The sequence below is a fragment of the Flexivirga caeni genome (assembly GCF_003724155.1).
Classification (GTDB): Bacteria; Actinomycetota; Actinomycetes; order Actinomycetales; family Dermatophilaceae; genus Flexivirga; species Flexivirga caeni.
This window is the reverse complement of record NZ_RJJQ01000004.1, coordinates 81,670-95,125: the sequence shown is the minus strand read 5'-3', so window position 1 is coordinate 95,125 and position 13,456 is coordinate 81,670. Positions and strand designations below refer to the sequence as shown.

Below are 13,456 nucleotides of genomic sequence, written 5' to 3'. Positions count from 1 at the left end.
GGTTCGCCAGCGCTCCCCTGCCTCCCTCAGTCCGGCGTCCGGCGAGGCTTGGTTAGGTTGTCGGTATGACGGTGCGCCCCCTCCCGGAACTCGTGCACCCCTCCTGGCTGCCGGTGCTCGAGCCGGTGCAGGACAAGATCGCCGGCTGCGGCGCGTTCCTGCGCACGGAAATCGCTGCGGGACACGGCTATCTGCCCAGCGGGAACAAGGTGCTGCGGGCATTCGAGCGGCCGTTGGAGGACGTACGTGTGCTGATCGTCGGCCAGGATCCCTACCCCACGCCCGGCCATGCGATCGGCCTGTCCTTCGCGGTCGCACCCGATGTCACGCCCATCCCCCGGAGCCTGCAGAACATCTACCAGGAGCTGACGAACGACATCGGGTGTCCGCGTCCCACGAACGGCGACCTGTCGCCGTGGGCGGACCGTGGCGTGTTGCTCCTCAACAGGGTCCTCACCGTCCGCTCGGGCGCTCCGGCCAGCCACCGCGGGAAGGGCTGGGAGCACGTCACCGCGGCCGCCATCGGCGGTCTCGTCGCGCGCGGCGGTCCACTCGTGGCGATCCTGTGGGGACGCGACGCACGTGGGCTGGCCGAGCACCTCGGGCAGGTCCCCTACGTGACCAGCCCGCACCCGTCCCCGCTGTCCGCACACTCGGGCTTCTTCGGTTCGCGCCCGTTCAGCCGGGCCAACCAGTTACTCACCGAGCAGGGCGCGGACCCGATCGACTGGACCCTGCCGTGAGGCCGCAACCGCGCCGCTGGCAGCGCTACGTCGCCATCGGCGACTCGTTCACCGAGGGAATGGTCGATGCCTCGCCGACCGACGACGATGCGTATGTCGGCTGGGCCGACCGGCTCGCCGCCTTTCTCGCGCGCGAAAATGATTCGCAGCACATGGAATTCGGCTACGCGAACCTCGCGATTCGCGGCAAGCTGCTCGCCGACGTGACCGGCCGCCAGCTCGACGACGCACTCGCGCTGCAGCCCGACCTGGTCAGCATCGTCGCCGGCGGCAACGACTGCCTGCGTCCCCAGGCCGACCTAGACGCCCTTGCCGACGACCTGGAGCGTGCGGTCGTGCGGATCCGCGAGACCGGGGCCGACGTGCTGATGGCGACGAGTTGCGATCCGACCTGGGCGCCGTTCCTGAAGGTGATCGGCCGCCGGGTCGCCATCCACACCGCGAACGTCTGGGGCATCGCGGCGCGGCACGACGCCTTCGTTCTCGACACGTGGACGCTGCGGTCGCTGCGCGACGTGCGGATGTGGGGTCCGGACCGGTTGCATCTGTCGACACTCGGCCACCAGCGCGTCGCCGCGCAGGCTGCGTGGACGCTCGGTCTGCGCGACGGCGACCGCGACTGGGCAGTCCCGCTTCCGCCGGCCCCGCCTCTCACCCGCCTCGAAGCTGCACAAGGTCATGCCGCGTGGGCACGCACCCACCTGGCTCCGTGGATCGAGCGGCGGCTCAAACACCAGAGTTCAGGTGACCACCGGCTCGCGAAACGCCCTGAGCTGTCACCAGTTTCGGTGGACGACGCAATTCCGCACGATCCCGAGGACAGTGCGGCGACCGATCGGCTGAACTCCGATCAGTTCAGCTCCGCGCGGACGGCGGCGATGAAGGCGTCGACATCCGACTCGGTGGTGTCGAACGAGCACATCCAGCGCACTTGACCGGCCGCCTCGTCCCAGAAGTAGAAGCGGAACTGCTCCATCAGCCGCAGCGACACCTCGCGCGGGAGGATCGGGAAAACGCCGTTGGCTTGCACCGGCAACGGGATCGTCAGCCCGGGCAGGTCCCGCACACCGTCGGCCAGCCGCTGCGCCATCGCGTTGGCGTGCCCGGCGTTGCGCAGGTAGAGGTCACCCGTGAGCAGCGCGATCAGCTGCGCCGAAATGAAGCGCATCTTCGAGGCGAGCTGCATGGATTGCTTGCGCAGGTACTTCATGCCCGACACCACGTCGGGATTGAGCACCAGCACCGCTTCACCGACCATCAAACCGTTCTTCGTGCCGCCGAATGAGACGATGTCGACACCCGTGTCCGTGACCATCTCACGGAACGAAACTCCAAGGCTCGCAGCCGCATTCGACAGTCGTGAGCCGTCGACGTGCAGCACCATGTCACGCTCGTGCACGTGCTCGGCGATCGCCCGGATCTCCGCCACGGTGTATGCCGTGCCCAGCTCGGTGGTCTGGGTGATCGAGACGACGCGTGGCTGCGCGTGGTGTTCGTCGCCTCGGCGCAGTGGCACGGTGTCGATCAGCTCCGGCGTCAGCTTGCCGTCCGGGGTCGCGACGGTCATCAGCTTCAGGCCGCCCATTCGCTCCGGTGCCGCGCATTCGTCGACGTGAATGTGCGCGGTGGTGGTGCAGACGACCGACTCCCAGCGTTCGGTAACCGACTGCAGGGCAACGACATTCGCGCCGGTGCCGTTGAAGACGGGGAATGCCTGCACGCCCAGGCCGAAGTGTTCGGCGAAGATGTCCTGCAGGTGTGCGGTGTAGTCGTCCTCGCCATACGACACCTGGTGGCCGCCGTTGGCGCGCACGATCGCCGCCAGCACCTCGGGGTGCACACCGGAGTAGTTGTCGCTGGCGAAGCCACGCGCGGCCGGGTCGTGCAGGGGCGCGGGGAATGTCTGGGAGTCGCTCACCGGTTAATGGTCTCAATCACGCCGTTCACGTCGACGGCGGGCCGGTCATAGAGCCCGACGAGCCAGTCGGCGATCGTCTCGACCGGGGTGAACCTCTGGTAGCCGTCCGGTTTCGCGGCCTGCATCTGCGGGGTCACCAGCGCCATGATCCGGCCGATGGCGGCAGCCGCGTCGCTGCCGGCGAAGGAGTCGGCTACCGCGCGCAGCCACATCTCGGCGCCTGCTTTCGCCGTCAGATATGCCGCGTTGGTCGCCCGGGGCTTGTTCAATCCGCTGGTCGAGATGATCGCGGCACGACCGTGCGGCGATTGCAGCAACGGATCGTGCAGCGCCCGCGTCGCGTGCTGCAGGGTGCGAATCAGGTTGAGGTGCAGGAAGTCCCAGTCGCCCAGGTCGCTCTCGACGATGCCCTTGCCGCCACGCCAGCCGCCGACCAGATGCATCAGACCGTCGACCCGGCCGTGCTCGGCGAGGAGCATGCGGGCCCATTCCTGGGTCGCCGACTCGTTGCTCAGGTCCACGACCGAGGCGACGATGTGCTCCGGGTCGAGTGCGACGACCTCGGCCAGCCGGGCTGCATCTCGGCCGGCGGCGACAACGGTTGCCCCGGCCGCCGCGAACGCGGCTGCCGTGGGCTTGCCCTGATCACCGGCCGCGCCGGTGACGACGACGACGGATCCAGAGAGATCCGTCATGCGGCGTCGGGGGTGGCCGCGGTGATGCCGGAGGTGGACGCGATCACGTCGGCCATCTTCTTGCGCAGCGCCTCGTAGAACACGTTGAGCGGGAACTCGTCCGGCTGGACGAGGTCGACCAGCGCCTTGACCGGCCCGTCCAGCGGCAAGGCCTGCGGGCCCTTCGCCCAGGCGGAGGCCGGGCTCGGGGCGACATACGTCGTCACGAATTCGTATGCCGCCAGCCAGTGCCCGACCTTCGACCGGTCGATGCCGGTGCGGTAGAGCTCCTCGACGCGTCCGCACAGGTCGACGACGACCTCGGGCACCCGGCGCCAGTCGAACGACAACCGGTTGTCGGTCCAGTGCAGCGCTCCGGCCTTGTGCAAGTAGGCGAACATCAGCTGCCCGCCGAGGCCGTCGTAGTTGCGCACCCGGTCACCCGTGATCGGGAAGCGGAAGAGCCGGTCGAAAAGGATTGCCAGCTGGACGGATCGGGCGTAGGGCTGACCCTCGTCCTCGAGCTTGACCGCCTGGCGGAAGGTGTTGAGGTCGCAGCGCAGCTCTTCGAGCGCGTACATCCAGAACGGCATCCGCTGCTTGATCATGAACGGGTCGAACGGCAGGTCGCCGTGGCTGTGCGTGCGGTCGTGGATCATGTCCCACATCGCGAAGGTCGACTGCGCGAGCTCTTGGGAGGCGACCAGTCGCTCAGCGTCCGGCGGCAGCTGCAGCGAGAGAAGCTCGGACGCCGCCGAGACCACCCGGCGGAAGCGCGCGCCTTCGCGGTCGCAGAAGATCGCACCCCAGCTGAACTTCGGAACCTCGCGGACCGCAACGGTTTCTGGGAAGAGCACCGCAGAGTTGGTGTCGTAGCCCGGGGTGAAGTCGATGAAGTTGACCGCGAGGAACATCTTGTTGTCGTAGGTCTCCTCGACCTTGGCCAGCCAGTCCGGCCACTGCACCGACAGCAGAATCGCCTCGAAGACCCGGTCGAGGTTGCCGTTCTGGGTATACATCGGGAAGACGACGAGGTGCTCGATGCCATCCCGCCGGCACAGGTCGGGACGGAACTTCATCAGCGAGTCGAGGAAGTCGGGCTTGGCGAAACCGCCGTCGACCCACGTGGTCAGGTCGAGGGGAAGCTGAGCGAGGTAGTCGGCGTCATGCGGGAATCGCGGTGCCAACCCGGCGATCTGGGTTTTCATCTCCTCGACCAGGGCGGCAGCGCGAGCATGGTCGTGCTCGGCCGCGTCAATGGAGCCATCCTTGGCCTGCATCAGCCGCAGCTCCTCCACGGCCGCCTTCAGCGCCAGCCACTCGGGGCTGCGCTCGACACCGGAACCGATCGAGGTCACGGTGGTGCGGGGCTTGCGAGCGGCAGCTGCCCAGGTCACCAGGTTGGTCCAGAAGCGGCGGTGGTCGAGCTCGTGGATCGAGTCATCCCCGACGAGGTCGGAGTCGGCGAGCACGACGACGCGGCCCGCGCCATACGGCAGCGCGACGGCGAGCGGCTCCCGAGCGGGGTATGCCGTGGAACTGGTGCGCGCCAGCACCTGCGCGTCGGGTGCACCACTGACGTCGATGACGCCGGCGCGGTAGAAGCACAGTTCGTCGACGCCGGCGAGCAGGCCCTGCCCGAGGCCGCCCTCGACCTCGGCGAGCACCCAGGTCGCGTTGTCGTGGAACCGGCGACCGCCCTCGAGGGATTCGTGCACTGTGGTGCTCGTGATGTGCAGGCCGAAGCGGGCGAGCAGCTCGTTGACGTTGTTGCCGTAGGTGTCCTGGTCGCACTCGGCGAGAACGACGAGTCCGCCTCCCTGCTCGACGAATTCGACGACGGTGTCCAGCTCGGCCGGCTCGAGGACCGGGGGCAGGTCGCCGGTGACGCGCTCGGCGTGGGTGTCGGAGGGGTGGTCGATGACGAGGACATCGGCACCGTCGAGCGCGGCTGCGTCCAGGAGCCCGTCCTGATGACCGACAACGTCGAATCCGCGCGCGCGAAGGGTCTCCGCGGCCTGCTCCAACGACGAATCCGCCGGGTTCGCCGGGTTCATCGTCGCGGCGACATCGCGCCGAAGTGCCCAGGCACTGCTGTGGGCCTGCTCGACGACCACCTTCGGGAAGACGCCCATTTCCGTCACATCCTTCGCCAATGCTTGAAGATCTTTCGTTCTTGACATCATATGCCGTAAATATTCCTGTATCCAACCCCGGTTGGGTGGTCTCTGTGATCCGGATTACGCTCGGTGGCATGCCGGTCGAACGCATCCTTCCCACGGCCGATGCTGCGGACCTGATCGAGCTCACCCGCGAGATTGCCGCACGCGAACTTGCCCCTCGTGTCGACGAGGCCGAGCGTGCCGGCACCCCGCCACGCGAGGTCTTCCGTGTCCTCGGGCGGGCGGGTCTGCTGTCACTGGCCTACCCCGAGGAGGTCGGCGGTGGCGGTCAGCCCTACGAGGTCTATCTGCAGGTCGTCGAAGAGATCGCCGCAGCCTGGATGAGCGTCGCCGTCGGAGTTTCGGTGCACTCCCTCACGGCATACCCCGTCGAGCACTTCGGCACCCCAGCGCAACGCGCCGCCTTGCTTCCGGACATGCTCGGCGGCGAAACCCTAGGCGGCTACTGCCTTTCCGAGCGCGAAGCCGGCTCCGATGTTGCGGCGATGCGGACGCGCGCGGTGCTCGCCGACGACGGCACCGCGACGCTGTCCGGCACCAAGAGCTGGATCTCCCACGCCGCGCACGCCGACTACTACACGACGTTCGCCCGCACCGACGACGCCGGCAGCAAGGGCGTCTCGTGCTTCGTGGTGCCGGCAGACGCGCCCGGACTCAGCTTCGGCGCACCCGAGCGCAAGATGGGCCTCGCCGGCGATCCTGTCGCCGAGGTTCACTTCGACAAGGTCCCGGTCGCCGCCGACCGGATGATCGGCATGCGCGGTGACGGTATGCCGATCGCCTTGGCCGCACTCGACGCCGGCCGGCTCGGCATCGCGGCAGCTGCGACCGGCCTGGCACAGTCCGCGCTCGACGTCGCCGCGGCATACGCCTCGGAGCGCACGCAATTCGGGCGCGCCATCGGCGAGTTCGAGGGCTTGGCCTTCCTGCTCGCCGACATGGAGGCGGCGGTCACCGCGGCCCGCGCGACCTACCTGCTCGCCGCCCGCCTCAAGGACGCGGGACGCCCGTTCGCCAAGCAGGCCGCAGTGGCCAAACTCGTTGCCACCGACGCCGCGATGCGGGTGACGACCGACGCCGTGCAGGTCCTCGGCGGCGCCGGCTACACCACCGACTTCCCGGCCGAGCGCTTCCTGCGCGAGGCGAAGGTGACCCAGATCTTCGAAGGCACGAACCAGATCCAACGCCTGGTGATCTCACGACACCTGCTCAAGGACATCAGCAACGGAAAGGGCACCACCCGATGAACATCGACTCGAGCACCGTCGCCCTGGTCACAGGGGCCGGCTCCGGCCTCGGCGAGGCCACCGCACGCAAGATCGCGGCGCAGGGTGCGGCCGTCGTCATCCTCGACCTGCCGACCTCCAAGGGCGCCGACGTCGCCGAATCCATCGGCGACAGAGCAAGATTCGCCGCCGCTGATGTCACTGACGAGGCGCAGGTGCAGACCGCTCTCGACACGGCTGCCGAGCTGGGCACGCTGCGCATCGTCGTCAACTGTGCAGGAGTCGCCACCCCCGGTCGCATCCTCAGCAAGCGCGGCGTGCTGCCGCTCGACGCGTTCAGCAAGGTCGTGCAGATCAACCTCATCGGCACCTTCAACGTGGTGCGGCTGGCCGCCGAGCGGATGGCCGGCAACGAGCCCGTCGACGACGACCGAGGCGTCATCACGATGACGGCGTCGATCGCCGCGTATGACGGGCAGATCGGCCAGGCGGCCTACGCGGCGTCCAAGGCCGGCATCGTCGGACTGACCCTCAGCGCCGCACGAGACCTGGCGGACAAGGGAATTCGCGTCGTCACCATCGCGCCCGGCACCTTCGAGACCCCGATGCTCGCCGGTCTCCCGAACGACGTGAAGTCCGTGCTCGAAGCCCAGGTCCCCCACCCCTCCCGGCTTGGTCGCCCCGACGAATACGCGTCGCTCGTCGCGCACATCGTCGACAACCCCATGCTCAACGGTGAAGTCATCCGCCTGGACGGCGCGCTCCGCATGCCTCCTCGCTGAGCTATCTGGCTCGACTCCTCGCAGCCCAGCGCCGGCTCCCGCTCGCAAGCTCGCGGAGCACCGGCACCGTGCTGGTCGTCGTCTCACACCGCTCGGAGGCATGCCTCTACTCGGGCTCCGCAACGGCGATATGCATGACGGTGATCGTCTCCGGCTTGCGCCGGGGCAGCCACAGACCGGTCTCCGCCAGGGCTGCGCCGGAGATCGGGTGATCGCCCAGCGGTCCGGCCGGGTCGAGTGCCGGCGTACCCGAACCTGCGGCGAGGTCCACCGGACCCAGCCACGAGACCCGGTATGACGCGTCCGGCCGCAGACCCGGAATCCGCAGTGTCACACCGCGATTGGCGACGCTCTCGTCGAGCTGGGCCAGTGCCAGGATCGCCGCCCCACCGTCGGGCGCGACGACGCCGTAGCCATGCACCTCCGCGCCCGGCAGATCACAGCGGAAGGTCCGGCCGCCCTGCAGCAACGCGCGATGCGCACGGTAGATCCGCGTCCACTCGGCGATCCGGTCCAGGTCTTCCTCCGTCGCTGCGGTGAGGTCCCACTCGATGCCGAATGATCCGAAAAGCGCTGTGCCGGCCCGGAAATCGAGATCGAAATGCCGGCCCGTCTGATGCGACCCCGGCGCCGAAATGTGCGCGCCGAGGTATTCGGGAGCGATCAGCTGCACCGTCCACCGCTGGATCCGTTGCCGGGCAAGCGCATCCGTCATATCCGAGGTCCAGAACCGCTGCACGTGCTCGATCGTGCCGAGGTCGATCCGGCCGCCACCGCTCGCGCACGACTCCCAGGCGATCTGCGGATGCCGCTCCCGCAGGTCGTCGAGCAGACGCAGATAGGCCACGTTCTGGGCGTGGTATGCCGGGGCTCCCCTGGCGGCAGTGCTGCCAGCCTCCAGCAGATCGCGATTGTGGTCCCACTTCACGAAATCGACTGATGCCTCTGTCAATACGGCATCTATGCGGTCGCGGACCCACCGCCAGGCAGCGTCCTGTGTCAGATCCAGCACTTGCTGACGGCGCTGCTCCGCCGGCAATCGCCCGGCCGGCTGCAGCACCCACTCCGGGTGCGCCCGGAACAGGTCGGAGTCGGGGTTGACCATCTCCGGCTCGAACCAGAGCCCGAACGCCATGCCGAATCCGTGCACGGTGTCGGCCAGCGGGCGCAGGCCCTCGGGCCACACCTGATCGTCGACCCACCAGTCACCGAGGCCGGCGTGGTCCCCTCGCCGCAGATGGAACCAGCCGTCGTCGAGCACGAAGCGTTCCATCCCGACCCGGGCCGCGAGGCGGGCGAGTTCCTCGAGCTTCTCCAGCCGGTGATCGAAATAGACCGCCTCCCACACGTTCAGCGTCGCCGGCTGCGGGCCCGGGTGCGCCGGCAGCGAACGCTGCCAGTCGTGCAGTGCACCGGCCACGCCGTCGAGCCCGTCGCCCGCAGCGACGACGAACACCCACGGAGTGCGATAACTCTCGCCCTCGCCGAGCACGACCTCACCAGGCTGCAACAGCTCACCGCCGAAAAGTGCTGCAACACCTTGCGGTCCACGCTGGATGCCGATGCGCGAATTGCCGCCCCACGCCACGGCCAGCCCCACCAGGTCGCCGTGCGCGAAGCCAAAACCAGAAGTCCCCGCGACCAGCATCGTCGCCGAGCCGCAGCCCGGCTTGCCGGCGCGCGACTCCCTCAGCCACACACCATCGGCAACGTGGTGCCGCTGCGGTGATCGCTCGCCGCCGTGCCGCCCGGTGAAGTCGAGCACCTCGGTGAGATCGTCAGCGATCGGCACGCTCACCGACAGTTCGTCCAGCAGGTAGTGGCCGGGCGCGCGATTGGTCACCGTATGCCGGATGCGTATGGCGCCGCCCAGCAACGACTCCACCTCGGTCTCCAACCCGAGACCGGCGTCGCGATCCTCGGCGCTCATCGTGAGAACACGATCGGTCCGCGAGATCGACGAGAGCAGAAACTTCGTGGTCCACGAACGGCCGGCCGCAAACCCCGACCCGGAGTCCGCGACGACGCGATGCCCGGCCAAGCCCGGGCGCACGACATCGGGGCGCCAGCCCTCGATCAGCAACGGACGGCCGGGACGCGGCGACAGCCCGTCCCCAGCTGCAGCTCCGTGCCCCCACACCACCGGCCTGAGCAGCGGGAGCGGCTCGCCCGCCACGGGCTCGTCGAAGCAGAGATTCGTTCCGGCACACCCGGGAAAGAGCATGGTCACGTTGTCCAATTCTGTTGCCTGACGGGGAAAATGGGGACCGGCCGCGCATCCGCGTCAGCAGTGGCGGACGCGTGGCCGGCGTTGAGGGGACATCTCAGGAGGTCACGGCGAACCCACTGGACTCGGCTGCCTTCGGCACCCACGGCCCCGGAAAGGTGGCAGATCCCGGTGACGTCGGCAACTCGGGAGCAAGAGTTCATGGCTCTCCTGTCGAACCGGCCGGGCCAGGAAGGTCAGGCCTTGGTGGAGCCGAGCGAGAGCCCGGCGATGAACTGCCGTTGCAGCACCAGGTAGACGACCAGGGTCGGGATCGCGGCGAGGAGCGCCGCGGCCGCGATCTGGTTCTGGTTGCTGACGAACTGCCCTTGCAAATCGTTGAGGGCAGAGGTGATCGGGCGTTTGCTGCCCGAACTCATCAGCACCGTCGCCCAGAAGAAGTCGTTGTAGATCCACGTCGTCAGCAGGGTTCCCAGTGCGGCGAGCGCCGGGCGGCACATCGGCAGCGTCAGCCGCCACCACTGGGTGAATACGCTCGCACCGTCGACCCGAGCGGCTTCGTACATCTCCTCGGGGATGCTCGCCATGAAGTTGCGCAGCACGAAGACGCAGAAGCCCAACTGGAAGGTGACATTGATGATGATCAGCCCGAGGTAGGTGTTGTAGAGCGTGCCGGACGAGCTCATCCACCCGGGCACGACGAGCTGGGTGTAGATCCAGTAGAGCGGGGTGATGATCGCCTGCGGCGGCAGCAGATTGCCTGCTGTGAAGAGGATCAGCAGCGCCACGCTCCACCAGGTCCGCAGCCGGGACAGCACGAACGCGACCGCCGATGCCAGCACCAGGGTGACGATCACCGCCGGCACCACGATGTAGACCGTATTGAGGAAGTAGTGGACCATGTCGCCCTGCGACCAGGCGGAGCTGAAGTTGTGGAACGTCAGCCCGCCGTGCGGCAGCGAGACGTAGCCATACTTGGCGGTGCTCGCCATCGGCCGCAACGCCACGTAGATCGCGAAGACGATGGGCAGGATCCACAACACGGTCATCACGATCATGAACGCCGTTGCGGCGATTCGTCCCGCGGGAGTCCGGGCACCGACCCCGGGGGGCGCCGACACTTTTGCGGTGGCGGTCATCGGGTCCGCTCCTTCCGGAAGTTGGTCCACAAGAAGATGCAGATGGGCACCAGGGAGACCAGCAGCAACACCGTCGCCAGCGCGGATCCGTAACCGATGCGCTGGGTCTGGCCCATGATCCATTCGGTGACGAGCATCGACAGCAGCTCCAGGCCAGGCAGCACCGCACCCTTGGACGTGATGTAGACCAAGTCGTAGGCGCGCAGCGACTCGATCACGGTGATGACCAGGATGACGACGTTGATCGGGCGCATCACCGGGAAAATGACCCGCCAGAACGTCGTCCAGGCGCCGGCGCCGTCCAGTGCGGCCGCTTCCCGCAATGTCGGGTCGACGGCCTTCAGTCCGGCCAGATAGAGCACCATCACATAGCCGGCCTGCCGCCAGCTGGCCTCGACGAGCACCGCCCACAGGTTCAGGTGCGGGTTGCCGAGCCAGTCGATGGCGTTGGTGTTCCCGGTTCGTCCGAGGATCGTGTTGAGCAGGCCGAAGTTCTGGGAGTAGATCAGCTCCCAGATGATGCCGATCAGTGCCAGGGACAACATCACCGGCAGGAACAGCACACTCTGGTAGATCCGGCTGCCGCGGATGTTGCGGTCGATCAGCACCGCGAAGAGCATGCCGAGCGGCGTGGCGATGCAGACGAACACCAGCAGCCACAGCACGTTGTGCCAGATCGCCGGCCAGAACTGCGGGTCGACCTGCGCGGCGAACTTATAGTTGCCCAGGCCGTTGTTCTTGATCGAGCTGAAGCCGCCGAGGTTGTCCCAGGTGGTGAAGGACAGCCCGACCGTGGCTACTGCCGGCAGCCAGATGAAGCACACGTCGGCGAGCAGCGGGATGCCGAGCATCACCGCCATCAGCACTTTGTCGCGCCGGGAGAACGCCCGTAGACGCCTCCGTCGGCGGCGCGGCGGCCCCGGCGATTTTGCTGCCGGAGCCGCGCGCACGTCGCTGTGCGTCATGACGTGAAGACGGTCTTCGCCTGGGCTTCGAGACTCTTCATGATCGACTTGGCCTCACCCGCGGTCGGGTTGTTGATGAAGCTGTCGAACGCGGCAGCGACTGTGTTGTCGGCGAACCCACCGTCGCTGTCACGGTCGAGGAACTGCGCGACCGACTTGCACTTACTGATGACGTCCACCGACTTCTTCTGGATGGCGTTGTAGCTCGGCACCTTCGCATCGGAGGCCACGGCAACGTCCCACTGGTCGTACTTCAGGTATGCCGCCTCGGCGTCACCCGTCCCGATGTATTCGAGCAGTTTCTTGGCAGCGGTGACGTTCTTCGCCTTGGCCGAGATACAGAAACCGTCCGCCGGAGCGTCCATGAAGTCCTGGGCCCAGGTGGGGTTGATCTCCGGGTAGACGAAGAAGTCGAGGGCCTTCAGGTCGGCCTTGTCCGCGACATACTGCGCGGCGACCTGGTTGGTGCCCTGGAACATCATCGCCGCCTGCCCGCTCTCCAGCGTCTTCGCGGCGTCCTGCCAGATGCGGCCGGTGGCACCGGTCTGGCAGTAGGGCAGCAACTCCCGCCAGTGGTCGAAGACCGCGGTGAGGCGTGAGTCGGTCCACGGCACCTTGTGCTGGCACAGCTGCATGTGGAACTCGAAGCCGTTGATCCGCAGGTTGAGGATGTCGAACGTGCCCAGCGCGGGCCAGCCGTCCTTCTGCGCGAACGCGAACGGAATGAGCCCGTCGCCCTTGATCTTCTTGCACAACGTGATCAGCGAGTCCCAGTCCTTCGGGACCTCGTAGCCGTGCTTGTCGAAGACCGTCATGTTCTGGAAGACGACCCAGGGGTAGTTGTAGATCGGCACCAGGTAGTAATGCCCGTCGGCACCCTTGGACAGGGCCTTGATCGGGTCGGGGAAGCCGCTGCCGATCGTGTCCCAGACGTCGTCGATCTGGTCGATCAGACCCTTGGAGGCGAAGGTCTGCAGCCGGTATCCGGCGAACCAGGTGAACAGGTCGTTCGGGGTGCCTTGCAGGTAGGAATTGATGTTGTTCTGGAAGGTGTTGTGGTCGACGGTGTTGATCGTCACCTTGACCCCGGTCTTGGCCTCCGCGGCGGAGATCAGCGACGCGAACGCCTCTTTCGGGGCCGGGTCGGAGTAGTTGGACCCGAAGGTGACCGAGTTGCCGCCGCCGGACTTCTTGTCGGCGCCGGTCGGGGCGGCACTCTTTCCTCCGCCGCCGCTGCCCTTTGTCCCGCACGCGCTGAGGAAGCCGGCGCCGGCGATCGCCGCCGCGCCCGCGAGCGCGCCGCGCCGGGTGACCGGGGCACCGAGGCCGAGGCGTCGGGCGATGCCCTGGGCGCCGGGTCCAGTGTTCGAAGGAGTGTCTGCTGACTCGACCATGATGTGGCCTTCCGATGAACGGCATTGCTGCCCAAGGAGTTGAAGTGTCGAGAATCAAACAAATTCGTTCACTTTCGACCAAAGGAATGCAAGCACTTCAACATTTGGGTGTCAAGGGATTCGGCGATGTGCACGGCTGACACTCAGGATCGGTCCAGCGGTCCTTCGGCGGGCGTAGCGGGCGCGGCGGTATGGCGCCCCCGGT

Annotated in this window: 11 protein-coding genes; 4 read left to right on the top strand and 7 right to left on the bottom strand. The window is 67.4% G+C overall.

Translation table 11 applies throughout. From position 1 onward, the window contains the following. Positions 1 to 65 precede the first annotated feature (65 nt). Complete coding sequence (locus EFY87_RS06110; RefSeq protein ID WP_123270582.1) at positions 66 to 743, top strand: uracil-DNA glycosylase; 678 nt, start codon at positions 66 to 68, stop codon at positions 741 to 743. Then, complete coding sequence (locus tag EFY87_RS06105; RefSeq protein WP_342769102.1) at positions 740 to 1,678, top strand: SGNH/GDSL hydrolase family protein; 939 nt, start codon at positions 740 to 742, stop codon at positions 1,676 to 1,678. The genes EFY87_RS06110 and EFY87_RS06105 overlap by 4 nt, the downstream gene beginning before the upstream one ends. Here EFY87_RS06105 and EFY87_RS06100 read toward each other — a convergent pair. From EFY87_RS06100 to EFY87_RS21250, 3 genes are read right to left on the bottom strand one after another with little or no spacing between them, the layout of a single operon-like run. After that, entirely contained in the window at positions 1,594 to 2,661 is a 1,068-nt protein-coding gene (locus tag EFY87_RS06100; protein WP_123270581.1) for a threonine aldolase family protein, read from the bottom strand. The two genes, EFY87_RS06105 and EFY87_RS06100, sit on opposite strands and share 85 nt — an antisense overlap. Beyond that, positions 2,658 to 3,356, bottom strand: coding sequence for an SDR family NAD(P)-dependent oxidoreductase (locus tag EFY87_RS06095; protein WP_123270580.1), 699 nt, complete (start codon positions 3,354 to 3,356; stop codon positions 2,658 to 2,660). Before EFY87_RS06095 ends, EFY87_RS06100 begins: the two co-directional genes overlap by 4 nt. After that, on the bottom strand, positions 3,353 to 5,470 hold the full coding sequence (locus EFY87_RS21250) for a DUF6421 family protein (RefSeq protein WP_123270579.1): 2,118 nt from the start codon (positions 5,468 to 5,470) through the stop codon (positions 3,353 to 3,355). Before EFY87_RS21250 ends, EFY87_RS06095 begins: the two co-directional genes overlap by 4 nt. Before the next feature lie 119 nt (positions 5,471 to 5,589). On the opposite strand from EFY87_RS21250, the gene EFY87_RS06085 reads away from it, so the two are divergent. Further along, positions 5,590 to 6,765, top strand: coding sequence for an acyl-CoA dehydrogenase family protein (locus tag EFY87_RS06085; RefSeq protein WP_123270578.1), 1,176 nt, complete (start codon positions 5,590 to 5,592; stop codon positions 6,763 to 6,765). Continuing rightward, a complete protein-coding gene (locus EFY87_RS06080; RefSeq protein ID WP_123270577.1) occupies positions 6,762 to 7,526 on the top strand; it encodes an SDR family NAD(P)-dependent oxidoreductase in 765 nt (254 codons plus the stop codon). The genes EFY87_RS06085 and EFY87_RS06080 overlap by 4 nt, the downstream gene beginning before the upstream one ends. 106 nt (positions 7,527 to 7,632) lie before the next feature. Here the strand turns inward: EFY87_RS06080 and EFY87_RS06075 are convergent, their stop codons facing one another. From EFY87_RS06075 to EFY87_RS06060, 4 genes are all read right to left on the bottom strand, one after another. Then, a complete protein-coding gene (locus tag EFY87_RS06075; RefSeq protein WP_245988511.1) occupies positions 7,633 to 9,750 on the bottom strand; it encodes an alpha-galactosidase in 2,118 nt (705 codons plus the stop codon). 239 nt (positions 9,751 to 9,989) lie between these two features. Continuing rightward, on the bottom strand, positions 9,990 to 10,892 hold the full coding sequence (locus tag EFY87_RS06070) for a carbohydrate ABC transporter permease (RefSeq protein ID WP_123270575.1): 903 nt from the start codon (positions 10,890 to 10,892) through the stop codon (positions 9,990 to 9,992). Beyond that, the gene (locus tag EFY87_RS06065; RefSeq protein ID WP_123270574.1) at positions 10,889 to 11,857 is read right to left on the bottom strand and encodes a carbohydrate ABC transporter permease; all 969 of its coding nucleotides are present in this window, start codon (positions 11,855 to 11,857) and stop codon (positions 10,889 to 10,891) included. Before EFY87_RS06065 ends, EFY87_RS06070 begins: the two co-directional genes overlap by 4 nt. Next, positions 11,854 to 13,251: an ABC transporter substrate-binding protein gene (locus EFY87_RS06060; protein ID WP_181445454.1), complete on the bottom strand. Its 1,398-nt coding sequence runs from the start codon at positions 13,249 to 13,251 to the stop codon at positions 11,854 to 11,856. Before EFY87_RS06060 ends, EFY87_RS06065 begins: the two co-directional genes overlap by 4 nt. Between the last annotated feature and the right edge of the window lie 205 nt (positions 13,252 to 13,456).